The organism is Formivibrio sp. oc-25 (genome assembly GCF_055810895.1).
This window is the reverse complement of record NZ_JBVVOL010000002.1, coordinates 64,453-88,507: the sequence shown is the minus strand read 5'-3', so window position 1 is coordinate 88,507 and position 24,055 is coordinate 64,453. Positions and strand designations below refer to the sequence as shown.

Genomic DNA, 24,055 nt, shown 5'->3' with positions numbered 1-24,055 from the left:
TCAGTTTCCCTGTTCCTGCAGCGCTTTCACCACACGTTCCATCTGCATGAAACGCGACCCCTTGACCAGCACCGTCATCTCCGGTGCCAGGACTGCCCGCACGGCTGCAACCAGTTCCTCCACGGAATCAAAATGCCGACCGCCCCCGGTTTGTGCGGCATGCTTCATGGCATCACCCAGCACGAAGAGGCTACCTACCCCTTTTTGCTTGGCGTAGGCGCCGATTTCGGCATGGCGCTGCGCGGATTCATTACCAACCTCGCCCATGTCGCCCAGCACCAGAATCGATTTCCCGTCACGCGCCATCAGGACATCAATCGCCGCACGCATCGAATCCGGATTGGCGTTGTAGGTATCATCGATCAGGGTGGCACCATTGAAAGCCTGCTTGATCTCCAGCCTTCCCTTGACGCCCCGATAGGCTTCCAGCCCCAATGCGATCGTTTCCATCGGTACGCGCAATTCCAGCGCAACGGCAGCAGCAGCCAGTGCATTGCGCACGTTATGCACACCGGGCACCTGCAAATCGACCACCGCATCGTCGACCGGCGTATCGAGTACGAAGCGCGTACCCTGCGCAGTCGCCTGCAGGGAGTGCGCGCCGACTTCAGCCGTTTTCAGGCCAAAAGTGCGCTGCCGGAAGCGGCTGGCGAGCTTGGCCCACAATTCGGCATGAACGTCATCGGCATTGATGATGGCGCAGCCTTTGGCCTGCAGCCCCTCAAAAATCTCGCCCTTGGCCCGCGCAACGCCCTCGACCGAACCAAGCATTTCCAGATGCGCGTTGCCGGCATTGGTGATCACGGCCACATCGGGTCTGGCAATGCGCGTGAGCGCGGCAATTTCGCCAAAATGGTTCATGCCCATTTCCGCCACCACATAGCGACAGCCTTCACGCATGCCAAGCAGCGTCAGCGGCAAGCCGATATGGTTGTTCAGATTGCCGCGCGTGGCATGCACCTGCTCGGCGCCAACATGCTGGGCAAGAATCGAAGCGATCATTTCCTTGACGGTGGTCTTGCCATTGCTGCCGGTGACCGCGATCACACGTACGCCGGAAAAGCGGTTACGCCAGGCGGCCGCCAGGGCACCCAGCGCCTGCAAAGTATCGCCCACCAGCACATGCGCGCCGGCAACCGGCTTGCTGGTCACCGCCGCGACAGCACCTGCGGCCAGTACCTGGTCGACAAAATCATGGCCATCGAAACGCTCACCCTGGAGTGCGATGAACAGATCACCGGGACGCACATCCCGGCTATCGGTGGTTACGCGCTCGAATACCAGCTCGCCCTCGGCACCAAGCTTTCCACCGATGGCCTGCGCCAATTCGCGCAAAGTCAGCATCATTCTTTTTTCCTGCTCAATGCGGCACGCGCCACTTCGACATCATCGAAGACATGGCGCACACCTTTGATTTCCTGATAATTTTCGTGGCCTTTTCCTGCAATCAGTACCACATCGCCCGGTCGGGCCAGCGCAACTGCATCCGCGATCGCCGCAGCCCGATCGGATTCGATCGCGTAATTGGCGCGGCCGGTGCCAGGCACTCCCGATACGCCGGCAACGATGTCCTGAATGATGGTTTTCGGCTCTTCATCGCGCGGGTTGTCGCTGGTAATCACCACACTGTCGGCCAGACGGCAGGCAATCTCACCCATCAATGGGCGTTTGCCGCGATCACGGTTACCGCCACAGCCAAAGACACAGTAGAGCCGCCCACCGTGCGCCATGCACTCCCGCACGGCCAGCAAAGCTTTTTCCAGAGCATCGGGCGTATGTGCATAATCCACGATCACCAGCGGCTCGCGCCCACCGCCAAGCCGCTGCATGCGCCCGGCAGCCGGCTTGACCCGGCCAAGCACCTCGGTCGCAGCCTCGAGCGGCACGCCAGCCGCGAGCAGGCTGCCCAGGCAGGCAAGCAGATTGCTGGCATTGAAACGACCGATCATGGGCGAAACGATCACCCCGGCACCAGCCGGCGTCTGGACTTCGAGTCGCAAACCGTCCAGTGAGGCATGCAGCCGTGTAGCGTGAATGTCGCCTTCGTAGAGTCCATATGACCAGGTGGTCTGTGCGCGCGACAGCGCGAGCAGCTCGCGGCCGAAATCGTCATCAGCATTGATCACTGCATGCTGCAAACCATCCCACTCGAACAGCTTGGCCTTGGCTGCGCCATACGCCTGCATGGTTTCGTGGTAGTCCAGATGATCGCGCGTCAGATTGGTGAAGATGGCGCAATCAAAAGCCACGCCATGCGCACGCGCCTGATCCAGACCATGCGATGAAACTTCCAGCGCCACATGGCTGGCCCCGGCATCGCGCAACCGGGCAAACCAGTTCTGCAGATTGACCGGATCCAGTGTCGTATGGGTCGAGCTTTCTAATGCCTCCGGAAAGCCATTGCCTACCGTGCCCAGCACGCCCCCCTTGCCACCCAGCAAGGTAAAGGCCTGTGCCAGCCAGTGCGAAATCGAGGTCTTGCCGTTGGTACCGGTAATTCCGGCTACCCACATCGCTTGCGACGGATTGCCGCGCAGGTGGGCGGCAACAATACCGGCCTGCGCGCGCAGGGCCGGCACTGCATGATTGGGCACCGGCCAGGCAGCATCCCAGACAAAATCTTCTGCTTCCCAGATCACACCAGCGGCACCTGCCGCAATGGCGTCGGCAATATACTTGCGGCCATCGGCATACTCACCCCGAAAGGCCAGGAAGATATCGCCCGGGCGAACCTGACGACTGTCAGCCACGATGGATCGGCCGGCGGCCAGCGCATCGATGGCGGTCCAATCAGGTTGCGGCAATTTCCAGCTTCCGGGTTTCATGTTTCCTCTCTCACGTCTTCGACTTCGCTATCCGGACCTATCGTGTTGCCGGTTGGGGCATCTGGCGGCACACCGAGCATGCGCAAGCTGCCAGCCACAATATTGCTGAATACCGGCGCAGCCACCTGGCCGCCGTAATAGCCGCCTTGCGGCTCATCCACCATGACCGCGACGATCAGGCGCGGATCGGAAACCGGGGCAAAACCGATAAACGAGGCAACGTATTTTTTTACATACATGCCATTTTCCAGTTTGGTCGCCGTGCCGGTCTTGCCCGCCACGCGGTAGCCGACCACTTGCGATTTCACCGCGGTACCACCGGGTTGTGTCACCATTTCCAGCATCTTGCGGACTGCACGCGCGGTATTGGCGCTGATCACCTGCTTGCCTGGCATCGGTGCCACCAGGCGAGTAAACGTCACCGGGCGCATTTCGCCGTCAGTGGCAAACAGCTGATAAGACCTGGCCATTTGCATCAGGCTGACCGAAATGCCATGGCCGTAGGCCATCGTGGCCTGATCGATCGGCACCCAGTTTTTCCACGGCCGCAAGCGTCCGGCGGCTTCACCCGGGAAGCCGGTCCGCGGCAGTTCTCCATACCCCACGCTATGCAAAAAATTCCAGTAATACTCGCGCTCCAGCATCAGGGCGATCTTCGCTGTGCCGACGTTGGAGGATTTCTGGATGATCTGCTCGACCGTGAGCGACCCAGCCGCATGGGCGTCATGGATGGTGTTGGGCCCAATCGTCATGCGGCCACCATCCGTGGAAAACACAGTTGATGGCTTGATCTTGCCGGCCTCCATCGCAGCCGCCACGGTAAACGGCTTCATGGTTGAACCCGGTTCGTAGATATCGGTCAGCGCCCGGTTGCGACGGCGAGCCGGATCAATCCGGGTACGGCTGTTCGGGTTGTAGGAAGGCGCGTTTGCCAATGCCAGCACTTCACCGGTGTGGGCATCCAGCACAACCACCCCGCCGCCAATCGCCCGGGTTGTTTCAACAACATGATTCAATTCGCGATACGCCAGATACTGGATCCGGCGATCGATCGACAGCTCAAGACGCGTTCCATCCCTGGGCGGAACAATGGTCGATACGTCTTCGACGATATAGCCGCGCCGATCACGAATCACGCTACGGCTGCCGGGCTTGCCCGCGAGCATGCTTTCCTTGGTCAGCTCAAACCCTTCCTGGCCTTTGCCGTCGATATCGGTGAAACCGACGATGTGCGCCATGATTTCGCCCGCCGGGTAATAGCGCCGGTATTCCGTCTGCGCATAGATACCGGGGGTGTTCAACCCCAGGATCGCTTCGGCCTGATCCGGCGGCAAATGGCGCTTGAGCCAGACAAAATCACTTTTTTGTTCCTCACCCCTGGCATTGCGGCGCGTATCGTTCAGCTTCTTGACGAGCTCATCCGGCGCTATCTGCAAGGCATTGGCCAGAGCCTTGGCTTCATCCAGCGAGACCGGCGTAGGATCCTTGTCGCTGGCCGGCGACCAATCCTCCGCGCGGCGCTGCCCAGGCGGCAACAGCGTGATGGCGCGCGGGCTGGCCCAGATCGATTTGACCGGGGTCGAAATCGCCAGAGGTTCGCCGTTGCGGTCCGTGATCACGCCGCGGTTGGCCTCCAGCTTCAGGTTGCGCGCGTAACGGGCCTCGCCCTGTTCCTGCAGAAATGCATCGTTGAATACCTGCAGCCAGATTCCGCGCCCGAGCAAGGCCGCAAACAGCACCAGCAATGCGACCAGTACAAACCAGGCACGCCAGCGTTCAAGCCGGGGAGGCGGATTGAAGCGCTGGCGTCGTGGATTGGGACGAGGCGTTGTGCCAACCGACATCAGGGCACCTCGCGCTTATCCGGCTTGGCTACGGACTGCCCATGCGGCAGGATGACCAGGGTGCGGCTCTCGGGTGGCGTCTGCATGCCCAATCGACGCGTTGCTTCGGCTTCGATACGTGAATGCATGGCCCAGGTGCTTTGTTCGAGCTGCAACTGCCCCCACTCCACATTCAGGCGTTTGGTTTCCTGCTCGGCTTTCTGCAATTCGATATAGAGCTTGCGGGCCTTGTGCTGGCTCGTCACCACCAGCAGCGAACAAGCAATCAGCACCAGCAAAAGGAAAAGGTTGAGACGGGTCATAACGCCGCACCTGTTCGCTCCGCAACCCGCAGAATCGCACTGCGCGCACGCGGGTTTTCCGCGACTTCTGCAGCGCTTGCCCGAATTGGCTTACCCAACAGCCTGAGTGGCGCTTCGCCAATCTCTGCTGCACGCACCGGCAGACGCGAAGGCAGTCGATCACTGGTTGCAGCATCCTGCATGAAGCGCTTGACGATGCGGTCTTCCAGCGAATGGAAAGCGATCACCGACAGACGACCATGCGGCACCAGTACCGCCAGCGCCTGCGGCAAGGTCAGCGATAGCTCTTCAAGCTCGCGATTGATGTAAATCCGTACAGCCTGGAAGGTGCGTGTCGCCGGGTCCTGACCCGGCTCGCGGGTGCGGACTGCCGTTGCCACGATCTTGGCAAGCTGTCCTGTGCTGACAATCGGTGCTGTTCTCCGACCCGCAACAATCGCTGCTGCAACCTGTTTAGCAAACCGCTCTTCGCCATAATCTCTCACCACCTCGGCTATTTCTTTTTCCTCTGCCGCATTCAGCCACTCTGCCGCCGTCGGTCCGCGCGTGGTATCCATGCGCATGTCGAGCGGAGCATCGAAGCGGAAACTGAACCCGCGGCTCCCGTCATCCAACTGGGGAGAAGACACCCCCAGATCCATCAAAACACCATCCACGCCAGCAACGCCCCGCGCTGCCAGCGCTTCTTTCAAAGCCACAAAACCGGAATGAACAATCTCGAAACGCGGATCATCGATCCGCTCTGCCTCGGCAATCGCATGCGGATCCTTGTCGAACGCAATCAGGCGGCCTTGCTCACCCAAGCGCGAAAGAATGAGCCGGGAATGACCACCCCGGCCAAAGGTACAGTCGACATAAATGCCGCCCGGCTTGATTGCCAGCGCATCGACTGCTTCCTGAAGCAACACCGTGCGGTGTACGAAACTCACAGCACGATACCTTGCATCTGCTCGGCCAGACTGGCCTTGTCAATCGACATGAGCGCCTGAACCTTCGCGGTCCAGCTTGCGTCATGCCACAGCTCGAACTTGTTGCCCTGCCCGACCAGTGCGACCTCCTTGTCCAGACCAGCCAGTTCACGCAATTTGGTCGGCACCAGGATTCGGCCGGCGGAATCGAGCTCCAGCTCCTCGGCAAATCCGAGAATCACGCGGGCAATGCCTGCCTGCGTGCCGGATAATTTGCGCAGTTGTTCGTACACGGGCAACCACTCGATTTTGGGATAAATAAGCAGGCAACCTTCGGGATTCAGGGTAATCATGACGCGGTTTTCACTCATGACGGACAGCAGTTCGCGATGCTTGGCCGGTATCGCCAAACGCCCCTTGCTATCCAGATTGAGAGTTGAAACACCGCTGAACATTGCTACCCCATTTTTGCGAGAAATTCCCCACAAATACCCACTTAACCCCACTTCGCCCCACTATAGCTAAAAAAAAATGCCGGCACAAGCGCAGGCACTTTGATTTTTCCTTTTGATACAACCACTTACGGCAATTTCATTACAAGCAAAAACACGTAAATAAATAACGATAAAGGCCTTAAAGTTAAAGTGTTACTTTAAGTTAAGAATGCCCGAGCGCCGCCTGATTGGGCAACTTGCTTATTTTGTGACCGACATGACTGACAGGCGGCCATCTCGCAACCATTCCCGCCACGGCGCAAACAGTGCCGGGGTACGCGCGGCCACCACCGAGCGCTGCCACGGATCCGCCAGCCAGAAGTCTGGCTGTTCAAGCGTTGCAACCCGCCCACCCGCTTCCTGCAGGATGAGCGCGCCAGCGGCGAAATCCCACAACTTTTGCGCGCCGTACAACATGACATCGACACGCCCGGCTGCCAGCCAGCACCAATCCAGTGTGGCAGCCCCAAAATTTCGCATCGAACGAAACGGTGGGTCCGTCACAACATATGCCGCCAAACCGGCAGGCAAGCGCTTGGTTTCAATGGAGGCCACCGCGTGCGCCATTGGCACATCCGCCCGGCAAGACAGGCGATCTTCATTCAACCAGGCACCTTCGCCTGCCACCGCGCTATAACATTCATCCAGCATTGGTGCATAGACGACACCGAGGACAGGCCGTCCCTGGCGCACCAAGGCAATCGATACCGAAAAACACGGCAAGCCACGGGCAAAATTGGTCGTGCCATCGATGGGGTCGACCACCCACAAGCCGGAAGCACTGTCACACCAGAGTTTTTCCTGCTCTAGCCGCGACATTTCCTCTCCCAGCACCGGAAAAGCAGCCAGTTGCGGCAAAGCATGGACCAGGGCCTGCTGCGCAGCGAGATCCGCCTCGGTCAGCAAGCTGCCATCCGCCTTGCGCTGTGCCACCACACTGGCGAAACGCGGCATGATTTCCGTACGCGCCACCTTGCGGGCGACCTCCCGCAGAGCCGGCAACAACGCCATATCGCTCAAGCTTTACTCCTGGAACATGTGTCACGTTCATCTGCGCACAAAGGCTGGATTCTGCTGGCGATTGAATCAAACGCCAAGAAACCAGAAGTGTACCCATGAGTCGGCAGGATTTTCGAGCAGGAATGCTGGGGAATATGCAAGTTACCGCAACGATTGCTGGATGGATCACTAGGCTCTGTTGACGTTTGATTGTTTTTTACGCAACCCCGCCAACTTGCTCGGGCGAGAAGCTAAGCACAAGCAAGGCTGTAGCCTTGCGAGCATTGGCGACGAAGCCACCAGCAAGAATGGCGGGCTTGCCCTTCGGGCGGCTAGGTCTTTTGCTCCATTACGGCGTTATTTCCCACTTGCGGTACCCGTACCGCGGCCTGGGAAATGCCTTGTACTGGAGCAAAATACCCCAGCCGCGTAAAAATTAATCAAATGTCAACAGAGCCTAAAACAAGGGGCCGGAAGCATCAATCCTGAATCGTATCGTGCGTTCCGGTTTCCTCTTCTGGCAACTTTGCAATCGATTCAAGCCTGAGATTGAGTGCCACCTTGGCCAGCATATGGGCAGAAACAGGTGCCGTGATAAACAGGAACAGACTTACCAGGATTTCGTGCAGGCTCAGGTTGCCAGTACTGGTGCTGAAAAAGAGGGCGGATGCCAGCAACAGGCAACCCACTCCCAGCGTTGTCGCCTTGGTTGGCCCATGCAGCCGGGTATAAAAATCATGCAGGCGAAACAGGCCAAGCGTGCCGATAAACGTAAACAGCCCACCAGCCACGATCAGGATCGACAACAGGACTTCAAGCAGCGGGTTCATTCGATGATGTCTCCACGCATGAGATATTTGCACAGTGCAACCGTGCCGATGAATCCCATCAGCGCGATCAGCAATGCCGCCTCGAAATAAATCGGGCTGGCCAGATGGATGCCAAGCAAAACCAGCAAGGCAATGGCATTGATATAGAGCGTATCCAGCGCCAGGATGCGATCCGGCGCGCTGGGGCCGCGATACAGGCGGATGAAAGTCATGAGGCAAGCGGCTCCGACCAGACCAAATGCAATGTAGAGTGCCACGGTCAGCATTCGAAAATCTCCTTCAGCCGTTTTTCATAGCGCTGCTTGATCGAAGCCGCCACATGCGCGGCATCGTCGGTATCCAGTGCATGCACCAGCAGGAACCTGCGATCAGGACTCAGCCGCGCAGACAGGGTGCCAGGGGTCAGGCAAATGGTATTGGCCAGCAGGCTGAGCGCCAGTTCATGCCGGAGCGCCAGCGGCACACGCACGAAAGCCGGGCGAAGTCGGGCGGGCGAACCCAGCAGCAGTCGGGCGACGGTGAGATTGGCAAGCAGGATGTCGACCATGACGCAGCCGATAAAGCCAAGCAAGGCCAGCGGACGGTGAATATGCACCGTCTGCGGCCAGAACGGCTGCGAAAAGAAGGGAATCAGCCAGCCAAGCAGCAGGCCCAGCAGCACATGGCCAAGCGCCAGCGTGTTATTGAGCAGCAACCAGACCAGCGCCAGCACCAGTGTCAGCAGGAAATGGGGAAACAGCCGTTTCATGGCAGCACACTCCGCTCAGGCGCCAATACCGCTGCCACATAGCGCTGTGGCGCCAGCAATTGGCTGGCGGCATCTGCCGCTCGATCGTTGAAAAAACCGGCCCAGACCGTCAACCCCAATGTCAGCAGCAACAGACCGGCAATCGGCCATACCTCATGATGGACATGCCGGATCACGGTTGCCTCCTGCCCTTCCTCTGCGGCACCGCGAAGAAACAGCATGCTTCCGGCCCGCGCCAGCACGATCAGGCCGAGCAAGGCGGTCAGCAGGACAACTACCCACACCGGTATCAGCCAGGAATGATCCAGCGCCGATTTCAGCAACAGGAATTTGCCCAGAAAACCGGATAACGGTGGCAAACCGGCCAGGAGAACAGCCAGCGCCAGATACAAGCTCCCCCACAGCCAGGATTGCGGCATGTCGGCCGCAACCGTCAGCTTGTCGGCGTGCAAGCCGCGACGCTTGGCCAGGGCATCGATCAGCAAAAAGAAGGCAGCGGTTACAAAAGTGCTGTGCGGCAGGTAATACAAACCTGCGGCGATCGCATCGCTGGAACCCAGCCCGAATGCAAGCAGGAGCGTTCCCACCGAGGCGATCACGAAATAGGCGGCCATGCGGCCAAGACTGGCCGCAGCCACCGCACCGATCATGCCAAGGATCAGGGTCGCCAGGGCCAGTGGCAACAGCCAGGGTTCGTACAGATTGGCCAGCGGGCCGGCATCCCCTCCAAACACCAGTGTATGCATGCGCAGAATACTGTAGGCCCCTACCTTGGTCATGATGGCAAATAGTGCCGCGACAGGCGCAGAAGTGTTCGCGTAGGCGGCCGGCAACCACAGATAGAGCGGCAGCAAGGCTGCCTTGAGCGCAAAAACACCGAGCAACAGCAGGCCGGCAGCACGAACCAGACCGACATTTTCCATCGGAGTTGCCGCAACACGCACCGCCATATCCGCCAGATTGAGCGTACCGACCACACCGTACAGCAAGCCGGCGGCAATCAGGAACACAATGGAGCCGAGCAGGTTCAGCACCACATAATGCAGGCCAGCCCGCACGCGCTGCGCCCCCCCGCCATGCAAGAGTAAACCGTAAGAGGCCAGCAACAGGACTTCGAAAAAAACGAACAGATTGAACAGATCACCCGTAAGGAAGGCGCCCGCCAGACCAAACAGTTGCATCTGGAACAGCACATGGAAGTGCCGACCCTGGTTATCCGTACCCTGGCCTGCGGCGATTGCCACAAAAAAAGCCAGCAAGGCAGTCACCAGCAGCATGATGGCAGCCAGCCGATCAGCCACCAGCACGATACCCCACGGTGCGGACCAATTGCCCAGCGCATAGACGCCAATACTGCCATCGCCAGTCAACTCAGCCAGCCGCAATGCCAGCCAGACCTGGGCCAATAGCGACAACACGCTGAGATTGCGCTGAACCGCAATCGGCGCCTTGCGCAAAAACAACAGGATCACCCCGGCAACAAACGGCAACAGGACAGGGGCAATTACCCAATGCTGGATCATGCGTCCTCCTTGCCATCGACGTGATCGTTACCCAGTTCGGCCCGGCATTTCAGCGCCAGCACAATCACGAAAGCCGTCATGGCAAAACTGATCACGATGGCCGTCAACACCAGCGCCTGTGGCAAGGGATCGGTATACGCAGCCGCAGTGGCACTGACCACTGGCGGCGCATCCTCAACCAAGCGCCCCATGGCAAACAGAAACAGGTTCACCGCATAAGAAAGCAGGGTCAATCCGAGCACGACCGTGAAACTGTGGGCTTGCAGCACCAGATAGATACCGCCGGCCGATAAAACCCCGATGATCAGCGCAAACAATGCTTCCATCAGCTTGTGCCTCCGTGATCGAGCAAGTGGCGGCGCGGATCGCGCATCAATCCCATATTGATCAGAATCAGCAAGGTTGCGCCCACGACTACCAGATACACGCCCAGATCGAATGCCATGGCCGATGCCAGCTCGAACTCTCCGACCAGCGGCCAATGCAGATGCCCGAACGTGGAAGTCAGGAACGGATGGCCAAATACAAAACTGCCCAGACCGGTCAGCACTGCAATCAGCAGTCCCAGCGCAATCACCGCATGCGTACGCGCTGGCAGACGTGTCTGCGCCCAGGCAACACCATTGGCCAGATACTGCATGATCAGTGCCACTGAAGTGACCAGGCCAGCGATGAAGCCGCCTCCTGGCGCGTTATGCCCGCGCAGAAAAATATAGACCGATACCAGCAATGCCAGCGGCAGCAGCAGGCGGGAAAAGGTTGCGGCGATGATGGGGTGCACATCCGCATCCAGACCGGGCTCGCCCGGCAGACGCGCCTGACCGTTGAGTTTCAAGCCGTCCAGCATGGCGTACACCCCCAATGCCGCGAGACCAAGCACTGTGATTTCGCCAAAAGTATCGTAACCCCGAAAATCAACCAAAATCACATTCACGACATTGGCGCCACCGCCGCCCGGCACGCTGTTGGCCAGAAAATAATCGGCCAGGCCCGCATGCGGGCGAGTCAATACCGCCCAAGCCAATAGCGCCATGCCTGCACCACCCAGCACGGCGATCAGCCCGGCACCAGCGCGATCTGAAGCACGGGGTACCACAACAGATACCTGCGGCAGGAAATAGAGCGCCAGCAGCAGCAGCAAGATGGTGACCACCTCCACCGACAACTGCGTCAACGCCAGATCTGGCGCCGAAAAGCGCACGAATACCAGAGAAACCAGCAAGCCCACGGCACCGGCCATGATCAGGGCGATCAGGCGTTGCCGATGGAACCAGACCACTGCCAGCGTGGCAGTTACGATGGCCAACACTGCAAGCAGGCTGACCAGATCGACGGGCAACAAGGTACGTGTACCGGTAAGCTTGCCCTCTGCCGCCAGCATGCCCCACCCACCCAGTACCAGCATACTGATCAACAACCACCATACCTGCCGCTGCAAGGCCCCGGCATCCAGCCTGGCTGTTATGCGTTGCGCCAGCACGAAAAAGCCATGCAGCCCTTGCTCATAATAGCCACGTGCATCGAACCGTCCGGCCAGACGGTTGCTGAGCGCGAACAGCGGCTTGCGCTGCAGATAAAGAACAATACCTCCCGCCAAGGCCAGAATACTCATAAGCACTGCCGGGTTCCAACCATGCCAGATAGCCAGGTCATGCGCTGGCGGCGGCGCCTGCAACACACTGCCAACAGCAACGGCAAGAATCGGTTCGACTGTGTAGGCCGGCAAAACACCCACCAGCACACACATCAGCACCAGGACTTCTACTGGCACCTTCATCCACTGTACTGGCTCATGCGGCTGTCGCGGCAAATCGACCGCGTCGCCATTGAAAAAGACATCGTGAATGAAACGCAGTGAATAGGCTACGGCAAAGATCCCCGCGATCGTTACCGCAATCGGCAGCAACCAGCCAAATTGCATATGCGAGGCCACATCGACCGTTTCAGCAAAGAACATCTCCTTGGACAGAAAGCCATTGAACAACGGCACACCCGCCATGGCAGCCGAGGCCACCATGGCCAGCGTGGCCGTATGCGGCATGGCACGCCACAACCCGTTCAGCTGACGCATGTCGCGCGTGCCGGCCTCATGGTCGATGATCCCGGCGGCCATGAACAGCGAAGCCTTGAAGGTTGCATGATTGATGATGTGGAAAATACCGGCCACCGCTGCCAGCGGCGTACCGATACCGAACAACAGGGTAATCAGGCCCAGATGGCTGATGGTCGAATAGGCCAGCAAGCCTTTGAGATCATGCTGAAACAGTGCAATCACCGCCCCCACCAGCAAGGTCAGCAAGCCGACTCCGCCAACGATGAAAGCCCACTCAGCCGTGCCGGACAGCACCGGGAACAAGCGTGCCAGCAAGAACACCCCGGCCTTGACCATGGTGGCTGAATGCAGGTAGGCCGACACAGGCGTTGGTGCGGCCATGGCATGCGGCAGCCAGAAATGAAACGGAAATTGCGCCGACTTGGTAAACGCGCCCAGCAAGATCAGGATCAGCGCCGGCAGATAATTGGGATGGCTGCGTATGGTTTCACCGGCAGCCAGAATGACCGACAGATCATAACTGCCCGCCATGTCGGCCAGCAGAATGAATCCGCCCAACAGTGCCAGACCGCCTGCTCCGGTTACCGCCAAGGCCATCCGTGCGCCATTGCGCGCATCCGTTTCCTCCCGCCAGTAGCCGATCAGCAGGAACGAAGACAGGCTGGTCAGCTCCCAGAAAACCAGCAGCAATAGCAGGTTTTCAGACAGCACCAGCCCCAGCATGGCACCCATGAACAGCAGCAGATAGGCATACAACCGGAGCAGGCTATCCCGCGCATCGAGGTAATAGTAGGCATACAGCACCACCAGCAACCCGATCCCCAGAATCATCAGCGCGAACAACATGCCCAGCCCATCCAGCCGGAAATCAAAGCCGATGCCATGTGCCGGCAGCCAATCGATACGCTGGACCAGAATATTGCCCGACATGGGAATGGAGATGCCCGAGGCCAGCATGCCCAGCGCAAACAGCACAACCCCGCCGGCAAACCAGGCCACTGTCTGGCGACTGGCACCCACGACACAGCCCAGCAGCATGGCGCCCAGAAAAGGCAACAATACCAGCAGAAGCAAATTCATCTTCGCACCCAAACCAGATTCTAGATAGACAAAAATGGCACCCTGGCAACATCAAAACCGCCCAGCTCCACTCCTTTTATAGGATGCCCGCCAACCCGATAGTGACAGATCGACCCGCCCGGCAGTTCCATGTTCGCAATCGACAACAAAAAAGCGCAGGACAACCTGCGCTTTTTTGGCGGATCACGATCCGGAATCATTCATTCTTTTTCTCGATCAGCTCGATCTTGTAGCCATCCGGATCACAAGCGAATGCGATCACTGTCGTGCCATGCTTCATCGGCCCGGCCTCGCGGGTAACCACGCCACCGCGGCGCTTGATCTCGGCACAAGCCGCATACGCATCCGGCACGGATACAGCGATGTGACCAAAACCCGTACCCAGCTCGTAGGATTCAACACCGTAGTTGTAAGTGAGTTCGATGACTGCACCATCTTCCTTGCTGCCATATCCCACGAATACATTGGTGAACTTGCCTTCCGGATAATCGGAACGGCTGATCACCTGCATGCCCAGTACTTCAGTGTAAAACTTGATCGAACGATCCAGGTCACCCACCCGGATCATGGTGTGAAGAATTCGCATGTCTTTCTCTCGCGTAGATTTAGTTTGCACAAAAATCGCATCGCGTCAGCGCCAGAATTTCCATCGGCGCGTTGCGCGGATACCATGACTGGAATTTTAGGCCCACTTGCAGCGCACAAGCTTGTATTTTCTCGACGCATGTTTTTTTGGGACCAAACTCTTGACAGAAAAAAACCAATCCTTATAATCACGCCTCTCTGTACAGGGCGGGTCGTTAGCTCAGTTGGTAGAGCAGCGGACTTTTAATCCGTTGGTCGCAGGTTCGAGTCCCGCACGGCCTACCACCCTTGCACAGAACAAAAAAGCGCTATACAATGCGCGGCTCTTTGGGTCGTTAGCTCAGCTGGTAGAGCAGCGGACTCTTAATCCGTAGGTCCACAGTTCGAATCTGTGACGACCCACCAAAGAATTCAAGGGCTTAGTCGAAAGGCTAAGCCCTTTTGCTTTCCTGCCGTGACACAAACGTGACGTAATCCAGCACGTTTTCTCCCCGATGTTGCTCGATCCGTGCCGCTGCCTTGGCTAAATTCTCCGTGGCAAACTTGGCATAGCGATCCACCATGTTGCGGGATTTCCAGCCGCCCAAGTCTTTCAACTCGTCGCAAGTCGTTCCCGCTTGGCGGTGCCATGAGGCCCACGTATGGCGCAGATCATGGAACCGAAAATCTTCGATCCCGGCACGCTTCAAGGCTTCCAGCCACGCGGTATTGCTCAACTGCCAGCGGATGGGTGCACCCCGAAACGTAAAGCAAAATTGCGGATGATTGCCACACTGCTCTTCCAGTACGGCAACCGCATCACGATTCAGCGGAACGCCTCGCGGCGTGCCATTTTTGGTCCGGTTGAGCCATGCGGTGCCCCGACTCAGGTCCACCCGGTTCCACTCCAGTTCGGCAATTTCCCTCGCCCGACAACCTGTGGCCAAGGCAAAACGCACCAGCGCCGCCAGATGGGGCGGACAAGCCAGAACCAGCCTGTCAGCCTCTTCCCGCGTCAACCAGCGGTCCCGCTCGACCTCGCCGGGCAACAGGCGCACCTTGGGGATGCTGTCCAACCACTGCCATTCGTCCCGCGCCATGCGCAACAAACTGCGAATCAGCGCCAGATACCGATTGATGGTGGCCGGCTTGTTACCCTTTTTCATCTCGCCCTGAATCACCTTCCAGATCATGTCGCCATTGATCTGGTCCAGCATCAAGTGACCCAGATAGGGATGCAGCATGCGGCAGATGCGCTGCACGTCTGCATAACTGCGTAGGTTCGCCTTGAGGGCCAAATACCGAACCACGGCCTCCTGCCATGAGCGTTGCGGCTTGATGCCGAAATGCGTTTCCCGGTAAGCATCCAAGACCAGCTTGGCTAACAGGGCTTCCGCCTCTTCTCGACTTTCAGTCCCAGCGCTTTGGCGTAGGCGTTCTCCGTTGGGGAGTGTGGTATCGATCCACCAGAAACGGGAGTCAGGTCTCCGGTAGATACCGCGTTCACGGGCCATAATTGCTCCTTTCTGGCCCGCCCTCGCTGCTTATACTCGTCAAGCCATGCATCCAGGTCAAGCACGTCATACAGGCAACGCTTGCCCAGCTTGATGGACGGTATGTTTAGCTCGGCTAACAGGGTCAGACCGATCCCGAGATAGGCCGCCGCCTGTTCTTTGCTCAGACAGCGGGTTTGCGGCAAGGGCAGGTTGGTTTCCATGACTTACCCCTTGCTCGCTTTACGGTAGGCCTTGGCCTGTTGCTGCTGCGCGATAGCCTGCTGCTCTACTTCCTGATCCGGATTGTTCAAGCGCGTATTGAACTGCCGCGCCTTGGCAGCCACCTTTTCCTCCAGATATTGCCCCAGAGGTACTTCACTCCAGACCGCCTTGTCGCTCAGATGGGTGTAGATGGCCCGTTGGAACGCCGCCTCCCCTTCTCCCAGCTCGACGATGCCACGTCGTGCCATGAACGAAATCAGCGAACTGGATGCCATCGACAGCAAGCGCTCCTCATTCGGTTCGCGGGTGGGCTTAAAATTGCGCAGCAACGGCCCGCCATTGCCGTCCCAATCGACAGAGGACAATTCACCCCACAAGGGATGAACAGGCCAGCGTGCACGCGTCTGATCACCGGGATTGGGCAGCGTGAGCTTGAGCCAATCGGTCATGGCATAGCCCCACAGCCCGTTCAGGTGCTCCATCACCTGAGATAAGGAGGCCAGCCCCAATTGGGTGAGGATTTCGCGCTTGAATTGAAATTCCAGCCGCCAGACCGGCTCGCCCGGATGCCAACCCGCTTCTTTCCACAAATCGAGCAGATAGAACTTGCCGCTCTTCTTGATCTCAACGGTTTTGTTATAGAGCCGCGCCGAAATGGGCCCACCCTGCCCCACCGCCCAACCGGTAAACGCACGATCCTGTGCATAAGCACTGAGCGCCCCCGCCCGTGTGACCCACGCCTCCCGTTTCCATTCCATATCATCCAGCGAAGCGAAATCGACATACAGATCAATCCGGCTGACTTGAGCCGTATCGGTGACATCCCCCAATTGCACCAGCAAAGCCCGTAGCTGCTGCTCAATCTGCACAGGGCTATCGGCAGCTAGACACCCCGAGGAAATCTTCACATAGGCCATCGGAACGGCCTTGCCGGGATTGGACAACTGAATACGGAAAGCCCCATCTTCAAGAATGTAGGGATAACGCGGTGCGCCTTTATCCTTGACCTCGAATACATGCGCATCCAGCGCGTATTGCGCGTCAATCTGTTGATAGGGTTCAGAGGATTGCGCCAGCAGCTTGAGGGCTTTCAGGCGAGATTGCACTTCAGGGAACAGGTCGCCTTGGTAGGACAAATACAGACTATCCACTCCCCAGCGCAGAGGCGTGAAGCTCCCCAAAGGAGGAATGCTGTTATCAGGTACTGTGTTACTAGGCGGCGTACCTGCCGCCCCCTCTGGCACGCGTCCGTCGCCGGTGGGCGCCGCACGCATGCCATCGGCGGCTTCTGTAAAACCAGTAGTAACAAGTGAATCAGCAGACAATGATTTCTTGGAAGACATAACGATTTCCTTTACCGCGCCAAGCATGCCGGTATGGCTTCTTGGTACGGTTGAGAAAGTTATGCTCCAGCAACGAGTCGAGCGACCACCTCAAATTGCGTTTTTAGGTAGTTGCATGCGCTTGGACTCTGTGAATTGCTTACGTAGATTCTTGCGAGCGGATGGCGAGGGCAAATAGACCTTGAGTTGATCGACCAGCAAATTTTCTAACTGCGCATCTGACAGGCGATCAAAACCAAGCTCACGCAATACATACAGGGCATAGCGAAGATCATGATAGTTTTCCCAATGCTTTTTCTGGGGCCCTTTCAGGGCGCTGCGTAAGCTGTCAAAAAAAATCCTGTCATTTTCTAGCTCGGCACGAGCCAGCCGATCAGCAAAGGTGGGACAAGTTAAAACGGAACGGTCTATTCGAACCGCCTTGAAAAACGGCTCTCGCCACTCTTTCAACTCCCGTACCTGCCGAACCAGATCACAGACAGAACGGTGATAAAGCATGATGGACTGAATATTGCGCTGAAGAACCACAAATGCGCCGATGACATGCTTCTTTTCAAACTGCCCTTGAAAGCCACCATTCCACTCTTGAATGCCCTCTTCTTGCGCCCACACTATGGCTGCTTGCTGAGGATCGGGACTTTCTGCAATCTCCCGCAATTTACCTTGCAAATCCATTGCCACAACCAGAAATGCCAAGGATTCTTCGAATGATTTCTCGTAAAGAGAAGACCAGTGGAAATTACTGCCAAGAAGGTCATCAACACGCGCGCAAGGTGCGGATCGCACCATATCAGCAAGCTCTCTTGACTGGCTTCGCAGCTCAGGCAGTGACTTAATCACAGACTGAAACTGGTCGATAGTTAGCTTATTGAATTCTTTCTTAAGCATAAAAGCCGGTTAATACACAGCACAACTATATATTTGTTGCATACAAAACAAATCACCACAACCCACTAGTATTTTCCTTGATGAATTTCATCTATACCACCTCTGCAAAACGCTGAATTCACCACATTAATCAACTCATAAATTTGCCCACCGACAACCTTATAGTCAACACGACTCAAGTGGGCCATTTTTAATCCAATCTTGTTAATTAAACAATTCACCACAACCTGATGCTTATTATGATCAAAAACCCCTCTACCATACTCTTCAGTCGACCTCTCCTCCAATGCAATTATGTCACCCATCAACTCAATATAATCACTGGAAGGATTTATTAATTCACCACTTTGAGATTTTGGAAAAATCTTATTAAACCAAAGTATAGGATCGACATCAACCGGAACTACCTTATCAAGCTTAGCAACCCTAGCCCAAACGTAATCGCAAAAAAGGGTTTGATATTCAATATGGTTTGTATGCCTTGACGTCTCTTTATTCGACTCGTACGTTGACAAAGCAACCGTAATACCCAATACAGTAGCACCAGCAACAAGAAAATCAATACCAGCTTTTAAAAAAGCTAAAGGATTTTCCTGAGCATCGATAAAGTTATCAATGCATTCCGCCTTAAGGCAAAACTCAACGCCACCCCAACCACTAACAGTAATAACTGCATATGCAAGAAATACCACAAATAAAATTATAAAGTACGAAAGAACAATTTTAAAAAACAAACTTGCGTTTATTTTGTCACTTACCAACAGGCCGCAAATCTTTGATTTTATTTCTAAGAATAAACGATTCATTTATAAACTCACCCCCCTTACTCAACAAATTTATTTTTTGTTGCGCAATATAATACCGACGCTTATACGCATAGGAATTATTATTCTTCTCCAAGAAATCCTTTTCAATTCTACATATAAGCTTACTTGTTGAAAGTAGGTCATTACAGCATGGCAACGGTGAAATCCTCATCAAAATTCGGAGCAATTTTGAATGATCTTTGTGACCCACACGCTTTAATTTATTTACCCTACCCAATGTCTTATTGAAAGCTGTTCGATATTCCCTGCCAGATCGAGAATTACTCTCTCGCTGTTGCTGAACAAGACTATGGACGGCCGCCTTAATTCTCTTTACATCCTCAGTCAAAAGTCTCGGCTGTTCAAACCCAATTCTTAGCCCATGCATCACCATAGGCGATGTTGACGTGTATTGTTTTTTTGTTTTATTTTCATTAATGGGAAGCCCCTTCAGCGCAAGGGTCATTTTTACAAGATCATAAGCATAATCAAAATTATAATTTGAAACCTCCGATGATATATTTATATCATCAACAAGCCTCGTGTACCGCAATTTCTTATACCCAAGCTTTCTAACTAATTCACACTCCACATCATGCAATACTAAATTTGCAATATAACTAGATGTCAATGCACCTTGCACCAAATGCCCATCATAGCAACACACATTAGCCAATATCCGAGAAACCTCTTCCGAATACTTAAAAAGCTTTATGAACATATCTACAACAACGCTCTCATGAATATTATCAAAAAAATCCTTAATATCCATTGTCAGAAGACTTTTTGCCTTGCAGTGAACATGTGCGGCCGCAATATAGTCCTTAGATGATCCTTTAACCTCCTTTGGAATAGAACCGTACAGGTAATCCGGCCATTTTATAACGCCTTTGGAATTAAAAATTCGAGAATTTATCCTGCTCTGAATTTTTCTAACCTGCCGACTTGGGTTAAAAACTAACCTAGTGGACCCATCTTTTTTCTTTGGAACGTTGGAGTGTGGTGTAAACCGGCCAGATAAGGGAAGTGATGCAATTGCTTTAAGTTCATACTCATCAACATCCAGAACCTCACACAACTTAGCTACAGTCATGATCGGGCCTGAGAGTATCTTCGGAGGGGATGCAGTGAAAGTCATGTGATGATGCAGAAGGAGCCCACTCATGCGACAGAGTTTAGAAAGTGATGGTGTTTCCTTCATGTGCTACATAGTCGAAAGCTGCCACCATCTTTCTGGGCCCCCCTGCCAGGCGTCTCCTGTAGGAGGCGGGAGAGAGTTGGTAGGCTCCTCCCATGTAGCCTAGATTTAACTAGGCACTCATAGCAATTACTAAGCTACAAGCAAATTCGACATGTATTAAATGCACACTGCAGGAAAGTGAACTGTAAGCTCACGCCGTTTTACATTAGCACTTTATCTTCGTCCGTGCAATTACTCTTTTACCCCCACTTTTGGAAGTTTCCGATCCTATCGTGATTTATGCACGAGCACGTGCGATTGAGGGCGGGCACATGCGTTAACATATTGAATTTAAAACAACTCTTAATCCGTAGGTCCACAGTTCGAATCTGTGACGACCCACCAAAGACAAAATGTAAAAAGCCCAATCTACCCGGTTGGGCTTTTTGCTTTTCTGCCATCACACCCACTTCGACCGCCGAACAGATACCGAAGACACGCGGGTTCGGAAATTTTCGCCAGCCCCCTTTCGTCGGAAATGAAACAGCGATTCAAATTCGCTGATCTATATTCAAATCGGAAGCATGGCAGTGAGTTTCCTGCCTCCCTGATGAAATATCTGGGCGCTTCCTGGCAGCAAGGCGGTGCATGCATCATTGCAGTAAAGCGCAGTTACGACACATGCCATCCTTGCATTCAAATGCGGTAATGAAAAATACGTACTGCAACCCAACAAAGCCCCTCAGTGAAAACCAAGGGGCTTTGTCGCGTTTAGGCATTCACTGAGTAGAAATGCTCAATCCAGCCGCCACCCGCTCCGGTAGGCCAGGTTCGCCACCACATCATCGAAGATGTCCGCTTCACGGGAGCCAGATCAACAAAGACACGAGCCGCTGCATGTCACTGGCGGCCCGGCCGAGCAATTTTGGCACGCGCTTTCACAACTACCTGTATCAGGCCTTGAGCCTCAACTTTATCTATAAAGCCTTTCCCCCACGGATCTTGCCGCCGCGATAGCAGGCATGCACGCCCGATACGACCAACCAAAATTTTTACTTTCACCCATCGACACATCCAATCAACAGCAAACACATACCGGCTCGGAATGGACCGACGGTATAGAAACCCCTGCGATCAGCCCACTACCGCAAATCAGGTAGCACTTGCACCAATGCTGCACTGCAGCATAATAAACTTATGGGCAGATTGGTCGGGAGTTTCCAGATGGATTGCTATTCCGGAACAACACACCGGTCAGAGACGGGAAGCTGGTACTGGGTGATCCTGCAAAACGGGGAAATTCACTCCAGCGGCGGCCACTTTGAGGCCGAGTGGGAGGCTTACGAGGCGATGTGCAAAGCGCTTGCCGCAGTGGAAGCCAATAAAACATGCCAGTCGCGCCAATAAGCACCGCTAATGCACGCAGCGGGCACCCGCTGCGGACAACAGCCCGTCCGTCATGGCGCACTGCAAGGTCTGTGATGGCCGCTCGCCAAAGAATCTTCGATAATCGGCCGAAAACTGGCTCAAATTCCAGAAACCCCAGGCAGCGGCCGCATCCTGCACGCTGGCGTACTGCCGGGTGCGCAGGGATCGACGAACACCGTTGAGGCGAATCGCGCGCAGATAGCTGGCCGGACTGCAGTCCAGCACTTCCTCGAAGGCATATTGCAGGGCACGGCGGCTCAGATGGAATTGTGCACATAATTCCGGAACACTTGGCACCCAATCCGGCCGCTGGCGTGCCAGCTCCATGACCTGAAGCACCACCTGGCGCCGGCGCTGGCTTGCCGAACATTCCACCGATTCGCCATCCGTTGCCAGCAAGAAAGGCAGCAACATTTCCAGCAACGAAAATTCAAGACCGTAGCGGGCCTGCTCATGGCCACCAGCGACAGGATTGCACGCCAGCCCGGCAAAAAGCCCCTGCAGCTGATCGACTGTTTGCTGATACCGACCACTCTCGGCCTGCACCCAGTTCGCCCTTTGCAACCGCGCCCAGTCAACAGCGTACCCTTGCCCGGCGCAGAACTGTTCCAGCGCGGACTGCTGCACCACAATGCCGAAAATCTGGTGCCCTGCTGGCGTCACCAGCTCGAACGGCGAATTTCCGTGACGCACCAGAACAGCACCTTCCGGTGCCTCCTTGCCACCCATTCTGGTGCCATCGTACCGGACCGGGATGCCGAACCACCAGGCATCTGGCCAGACGCAACACTGCTGGCGCACGGCGCTACTGGCATGCTCATAAAACACCTGAGCTTGCGGCGTCCAGAGCTCGCTGACGCCGCCACAGAAGCGCCCGGCCGATATCTGGTCATAGTGCTGCTCCCAGGCACTGAGATTGCTTGCATGCTCATCGACATCAAAAGCGCTTCGCGTTTGCAAACAGCCGTAACTTGGCTGCAATTTCGCGCAAGATAAGCTGTCTTTCATTGCATTTACCCCATTTTTGCCGAATTTCGATAACGCTTTCGCAAATGATCGGCTTAAGCTGCCAGCACGGTATGGCTCATAACCACTCAAGCAACCGCCATGCCAGACGCGAACTCAACAAAGGGGAAACCATCATGAGCAAGAACGGATCGGGGCTGCGCCCCACGCTCGGCACGCTGCAGCTGTGGGGCATTGCAGTAGGGCTGGTCATTTCCGGCGAATATTTCGGCTGGAGCTATGGCTGGGCATCGGCCGGCACGCTGGGCTTTCTGATTACCGCTATTTTCGTGGCGGCGATGTACACCACATTCATTTTCAGTTTTACCGAACTGACCACCTCCATTCCGCATGCTGGCGGGCCATTTGAGTACAGCCGCCGCGCCTTTGGCCCGGTAGGCGGCTATCTGGCCGGCGCCGCCACGCTGATCGAATTCGTGTTTGCACCACCTGCCATTGCACTGGCGATCGGGGCATACCTGAATGTGCAGTACCCCGCGCTTGATCCTAAAATGGCTGCAGTCGGCGCCTATCTGGTGTTCATGACACTCAACATCATCGGCGTGCAGATCGCAGCCACCTTCGAGTTGTTTGTCACGATCCTGGCGATTGTGGAACTGCTGGTCTTCATGGGCGTGGTCGCGCCGGGATTCTCGCTCAGCAACTTCACCCAGGCAGGCTGGGCCGGCATGGATTCATTCAGCCTGGCCGCGATTCCCGGCATCTTTGCGGCGATTCCGTTTGCGATCTGGTTCTTCCTCGCCATTGAAGGCGTAGCCATGGCAGCCGAAGAAGCGAAGGATCCGAAACGCTCGATTCCGATTGCCTACATTGCCGGTATCCTGACACTCGTCGTGCTGGCCATTGGCGTGATGATCTTTGCCGGCGGCACCGGCGACTGGCGCAATCTGGCCAATATCAACGATCCGCTGCCGCAGGCCATGAAAGTAGTAGTGGGCGGGGAAAGCGGCTGGCTGCACATGCTGGTCTGGCTGGGCCTGTTCGGGCTGATCGCCTCGTTCCACGGCATCATTCTGGGCTACTCGCGCCAGATCTTTGCGCTGGCCCGTGCCGGCTACCTTCCCAGCTTCCTGGCTCAAGTTCACCCAAGGTTCGGCACACCGCATCGCGCGATTCTGGCTGGTGGCGTAGTGGGTATTGCTGCAATCTTCAGTGACGAGCTGATCAGCTTCGGCGGTGCCACGCTGACGGCCAATATCGTGACCATGGCCGTATTCGGTGCGATCGTGATGTACATCATGAGCATGGCCGCGCTGTTCCGCCTGCGCCGCACTCATGCCAACCTGCCACGCAGTTTCATGGCACCTTGCTTCCCGTACTTTCCGGCATTTGCCCTGGGTTCGGCCGTGATCTGCCTGATCACCATGACTTACTACAACCCGCTGCTGGCATGCCTGTTTGCCGGCATCTTGCTGGTGGGCTATCTGGGCTTTGTCCGCCTGGGCCAGCCGCATCTGGCAAGCGGCGAAGCCGCCATGGAAACACCATAAGGAAGT

23 protein-coding genes and 2 tRNA genes are annotated in these 24,055 nt (G+C 56.0%); 4 read left to right on the top strand and 21 right to left on the bottom strand.

Annotated elements, in window-relative coordinates; translation table 11 throughout:
* From AC0KVQ_RS01850 to gloA, 14 genes are all read right to left on the bottom strand, one after another.
* Window positions 1-1,347: a UDP-N-acetylmuramoyl-tripeptide--D-alanyl-D-alanine ligase gene (locus tag AC0KVQ_RS01850; RefSeq protein WP_473419402.1), complete on the bottom strand. Its 1,347-nt coding sequence runs from the start codon at window positions 1,345-1,347 to the stop codon at window positions 1-3.
* A complete protein-coding gene (locus AC0KVQ_RS01845; protein ID WP_473419401.1) occupies window positions 1,344-2,825 on the bottom strand; it encodes a UDP-N-acetylmuramoyl-L-alanyl-D-glutamate--2,6-diaminopimelate ligase in 1,482 nt (493 codons plus the stop codon). Before AC0KVQ_RS01845 ends, AC0KVQ_RS01850 begins: the two co-directional genes overlap by 4 nt.
* A complete protein-coding gene (locus AC0KVQ_RS01840) occupies window positions 2,822-4,669 on the bottom strand; it encodes a peptidoglycan D,D-transpeptidase FtsI family protein (RefSeq protein WP_473419400.1) in 1,848 nt (615 codons plus the stop codon). Before AC0KVQ_RS01840 ends, AC0KVQ_RS01845 begins: the two co-directional genes overlap by 4 nt.
* Window positions 4,669-4,971, bottom strand: coding sequence for a cell division protein FtsL (gene ftsL / locus AC0KVQ_RS01835; RefSeq protein WP_473419399.1), 303 nt, complete (start codon window positions 4,969-4,971; stop codon window positions 4,669-4,671). Before ftsL ends, AC0KVQ_RS01840 begins: the two co-directional genes overlap by 1 nt.
* Window positions 4,968-5,900 carry a 16S rRNA (cytosine(1402)-N(4))-methyltransferase RsmH gene (gene rsmH / locus AC0KVQ_RS01830; RefSeq protein ID WP_473419398.1) on the bottom strand — a complete coding sequence of 311 codons (933 nt, stop codon included), beginning with the start codon at window positions 5,898-5,900 and terminating at the stop codon, window positions 4,968-4,970. The genes ftsL and rsmH overlap by 4 nt, the downstream gene beginning before the upstream one ends.
* Entirely contained in the window at window positions 5,897-6,334 is a 438-nt protein-coding gene (gene mraZ, locus AC0KVQ_RS01825; RefSeq protein ID WP_473419397.1) for a division/cell wall cluster transcriptional repressor MraZ, read from the bottom strand. The genes rsmH and mraZ overlap by 4 nt, the downstream gene beginning before the upstream one ends.
* Before the next feature lie 240 nt (window positions 6,335-6,574).
* Window positions 6,575-7,378 (bottom strand): inositol monophosphatase family protein, encoded by an 804-nt coding sequence (locus AC0KVQ_RS01820; RefSeq protein WP_473419546.1) that lies wholly within the window; start codon window positions 7,376-7,378, stop codon window positions 6,575-6,577.
* Window positions 7,379-7,851: 473 nt separating this feature from the next.
* Window positions 7,852-8,202, bottom strand: a complete 351-nt coding sequence (locus AC0KVQ_RS01815) for a Na+/H+ antiporter subunit G (protein ID WP_473419396.1) — start codon at window positions 8,200-8,202, stop codon at window positions 7,852-7,854.
* Complete coding sequence (locus AC0KVQ_RS01810; protein ID WP_473419395.1) at window positions 8,199-8,468, bottom strand: K+/H+ antiporter subunit F; 270 nt, start codon at window positions 8,466-8,468, stop codon at window positions 8,199-8,201. The genes AC0KVQ_RS01815 and AC0KVQ_RS01810 overlap by 4 nt, the downstream gene beginning before the upstream one ends.
* On the bottom strand, window positions 8,462-8,950 hold the full coding sequence (locus tag AC0KVQ_RS01805) for a Na+/H+ antiporter subunit E (RefSeq protein WP_473419394.1): 489 nt from the start codon (window positions 8,948-8,950) through the stop codon (window positions 8,462-8,464). The genes AC0KVQ_RS01810 and AC0KVQ_RS01805 overlap by 7 nt, the downstream gene beginning before the upstream one ends.
* Entirely contained in the window at window positions 8,947-10,473 is a 1,527-nt protein-coding gene (locus tag AC0KVQ_RS01800; RefSeq protein WP_473419393.1) for a monovalent cation/H+ antiporter subunit D, read from the bottom strand. The genes AC0KVQ_RS01805 and AC0KVQ_RS01800 overlap by 4 nt, the downstream gene beginning before the upstream one ends.
* The gene (locus AC0KVQ_RS01795) at window positions 10,470-10,799 is read right to left on the bottom strand and encodes a Na+/H+ antiporter subunit C (protein ID WP_473419392.1); all 330 of its coding nucleotides are present in this window, start codon (window positions 10,797-10,799) and stop codon (window positions 10,470-10,472) included. Before AC0KVQ_RS01795 ends, AC0KVQ_RS01800 begins: the two co-directional genes overlap by 4 nt.
* Entirely contained in the window at window positions 10,799-13,606 is a 2,808-nt protein-coding gene (locus AC0KVQ_RS01790; RefSeq protein ID WP_473419391.1) for a monovalent cation/H+ antiporter subunit A, read from the bottom strand. The genes AC0KVQ_RS01795 and AC0KVQ_RS01790 overlap by 1 nt, the downstream gene beginning before the upstream one ends.
* Before the next feature lie 196 nt (window positions 13,607-13,802).
* Window positions 13,803-14,192 (bottom strand): lactoylglutathione lyase, encoded by a 390-nt coding sequence (gene gloA / locus AC0KVQ_RS01785; RefSeq protein WP_473419390.1) that lies wholly within the window; start codon window positions 14,190-14,192, stop codon window positions 13,803-13,805.
* A 208-nt stretch (window positions 14,193-14,400) separates the two neighbouring features.
* Between gloA and AC0KVQ_RS01780 the strand changes: the two genes are divergently transcribed.
* Both AC0KVQ_RS01780 and AC0KVQ_RS01775 read left to right on the top strand, forming a co-directional pair.
* Window positions 14,401-14,476 (top strand) — tRNA-Lys (locus AC0KVQ_RS01780).
* Between the two features lie 44 nt (window positions 14,477-14,520).
* Window positions 14,521-14,596, top strand: a tRNA-Lys gene (locus AC0KVQ_RS01775).
* A gap of 26 nt (window positions 14,597-14,622) precedes the next feature.
* On the opposite strand, the gene AC0KVQ_RS01770 is transcribed toward AC0KVQ_RS01775, so the two are convergent.
* The 6 genes from AC0KVQ_RS01770 to AC0KVQ_RS01745 all read right to left on the bottom strand — a co-directional run bounded on the left by AC0KVQ_RS01770 (window position 14,623) and on the right by AC0KVQ_RS01745 (window position 20,063).
* Window positions 14,623-15,480: a tyrosine-type recombinase/integrase gene (locus AC0KVQ_RS01770; protein ID WP_473419389.1), complete on the bottom strand. Its 858-nt coding sequence runs from the start codon at window positions 15,478-15,480 to the stop codon at window positions 14,623-14,625.
* 71 nt (window positions 15,481-15,551) lie between these two features.
* Window positions 15,552-15,887: a hypothetical protein gene (locus AC0KVQ_RS01765; RefSeq protein WP_473419388.1), complete on the bottom strand. Its 336-nt coding sequence runs from the start codon at window positions 15,885-15,887 to the stop codon at window positions 15,552-15,554.
* Window positions 15,888-15,890: 3 nt separating this feature from the next.
* Window positions 15,891-17,231, bottom strand: a complete 1,341-nt coding sequence (locus tag AC0KVQ_RS01760; RefSeq protein ID WP_473419387.1) for a hypothetical protein — start codon at window positions 17,229-17,231, stop codon at window positions 15,891-15,893.
* A gap of 90 nt (window positions 17,232-17,321) precedes the next feature.
* On the bottom strand, window positions 17,322-18,119 hold the full coding sequence (locus AC0KVQ_RS01755) for a hypothetical protein (protein ID WP_473419386.1): 798 nt from the start codon (window positions 18,117-18,119) through the stop codon (window positions 17,322-17,324).
* Between the two features lie 65 nt (window positions 18,120-18,184).
* Window positions 18,185-18,925 (bottom strand): retron Ec48 family effector membrane protein, encoded by a 741-nt coding sequence (locus tag AC0KVQ_RS01750; protein ID WP_473419385.1) that lies wholly within the window; start codon window positions 18,923-18,925, stop codon window positions 18,185-18,187.
* Window positions 18,870-20,063: a reverse transcriptase family protein gene (locus AC0KVQ_RS01745; RefSeq protein WP_473419384.1), complete on the bottom strand. Its 1,194-nt coding sequence runs from the start codon at window positions 20,061-20,063 to the stop codon at window positions 18,870-18,872. Before AC0KVQ_RS01745 ends, AC0KVQ_RS01750 begins: the two co-directional genes overlap by 56 nt.
* A gap of 1,266 nt (window positions 20,064-21,329) precedes the next feature.
* On the opposite strand from AC0KVQ_RS01745, the gene AC0KVQ_RS01740 reads away from it, so the two are divergent.
* Complete coding sequence (locus AC0KVQ_RS01740) at window positions 21,330-21,512, top strand: hypothetical protein (RefSeq protein ID WP_473419383.1); 183 nt, start codon at window positions 21,330-21,332, stop codon at window positions 21,510-21,512.
* A gap of 6 nt (window positions 21,513-21,518) precedes the next feature.
* Here the strand turns inward: AC0KVQ_RS01740 and AC0KVQ_RS01735 are convergent, their stop codons facing one another.
* Entirely contained in the window at window positions 21,519-22,493 is a 975-nt protein-coding gene (locus AC0KVQ_RS01735) for a helix-turn-helix domain-containing protein (protein WP_473419382.1), read from the bottom strand.
* Between the two features lie 182 nt (window positions 22,494-22,675).
* Here AC0KVQ_RS01735 and eat point away from each other — a divergent pair, with 182 nt between their 5' ends.
* On the top strand, window positions 22,676-24,049 hold the full coding sequence (gene eat, locus AC0KVQ_RS01730; RefSeq protein WP_473419381.1) for an ethanolamine permease: 1,374 nt from the start codon (window positions 22,676-22,678) through the stop codon (window positions 24,047-24,049).
* Window positions 24,050-24,055: the final 6 nt, after the last annotated feature.

Excerpts from the sequence above, each read along its gene's own strand:
- AC0KVQ_RS01740 (WP_473419383.1), top strand. The coding sequence starts at position 21,330 with ATGGATTGCTATTCCGGAACAACACACCGGTCAGAGACGGGAAGCTGG.
- AC0KVQ_RS01805 (WP_473419394.1), bottom strand. The coding sequence starts at position 8,950 with ATGAAACGGCTGTTTCCCCATTTCCTGCTGACACTGGTGCTGGCGCTG.
- AC0KVQ_RS01810 (WP_473419395.1), bottom strand. The coding sequence starts at position 8,468 with ATGCTGACCGTGGCACTCTACATTGCATTTGGTCTGGTCGGAGCCGCT.
- ftsL (WP_473419399.1), bottom strand. The coding sequence starts at position 4,971 with ATGACCCGTCTCAACCTTTTCCTTTTGCTGGTGCTGATTGCTTGTTCG.
- AC0KVQ_RS01750 (WP_473419385.1), bottom strand. The coding sequence starts at position 18,925 with ATGAATCGTTTATTCTTAGAAATAAAATCAAAGATTTGCGGCCTGTTG.
- gloA (WP_473419390.1), bottom strand. The coding sequence starts at position 14,192 with ATGCGAATTCTTCACACCATGATCCGGGTGGGTGACCTGGATCGTTCG.
- AC0KVQ_RS01815 (WP_473419396.1), bottom strand. The coding sequence starts at position 8,202 with ATGAACCCGCTGCTTGAAGTCCTGTTGTCGATCCTGATCGTGGCTGGT.
- mraZ (WP_473419397.1), bottom strand. The coding sequence starts at position 6,334 with ATGTTCAGCGGTGTTTCAACTCTCAATCTGGATAGCAAGGGGCGTTTG.
- eat (WP_473419381.1), top strand. The coding sequence starts at position 22,676 with ATGAGCAAGAACGGATCGGGGCTGCGCCCCACGCTCGGCACGCTGCAG.
- AC0KVQ_RS01790 (WP_473419391.1), bottom strand. The coding sequence starts at position 13,606 with ATGAATTTGCTTCTGCTGGTATTGTTGCCTTTTCTGGGCGCCATGCTG.
- AC0KVQ_RS01840 (WP_473419400.1), bottom strand. The coding sequence starts at position 4,669 with ATGTCGGTTGGCACAACGCCTCGTCCCAATCCACGACGCCAGCGCTTC.
- AC0KVQ_RS01850 (WP_473419402.1), bottom strand. The coding sequence starts at position 1,347 with ATGATGCTGACTTTGCGCGAATTGGCGCAGGCCATCGGTGGAAAGCTT.
- AC0KVQ_RS01795 (WP_473419392.1), bottom strand. The coding sequence starts at position 10,799 with ATGGAAGCATTGTTTGCGCTGATCATCGGGGTTTTATCGGCCGGCGGT.
- AC0KVQ_RS01755 (WP_473419386.1), bottom strand. The coding sequence starts at position 18,119 with ATGCTTAAGAAAGAATTCAATAAGCTAACTATCGACCAGTTTCAGTCT.
- AC0KVQ_RS01745 (WP_473419384.1), bottom strand. The coding sequence starts at position 20,063 with ATGACTTTCACTGCATCCCCTCCGAAGATACTCTCAGGCCCGATCATG.
- AC0KVQ_RS01760 (WP_473419387.1), bottom strand. The coding sequence starts at position 17,231 with ATGTCTTCCAAGAAATCATTGTCTGCTGATTCACTTGTTACTACTGGT.
- AC0KVQ_RS01800 (WP_473419393.1), bottom strand. The coding sequence starts at position 10,473 with ATGATCCAGCATTGGGTAATTGCCCCTGTCCTGTTGCCGTTTGTTGCC.
- AC0KVQ_RS01845 (WP_473419401.1), bottom strand. The coding sequence starts at position 2,825 with ATGAAACCCGGAAGCTGGAAATTGCCGCAACCTGATTGGACCGCCATC.
- AC0KVQ_RS01765 (WP_473419388.1), bottom strand. The coding sequence starts at position 15,887 with ATGGAAACCAACCTGCCCTTGCCGCAAACCCGCTGTCTGAGCAAAGAA.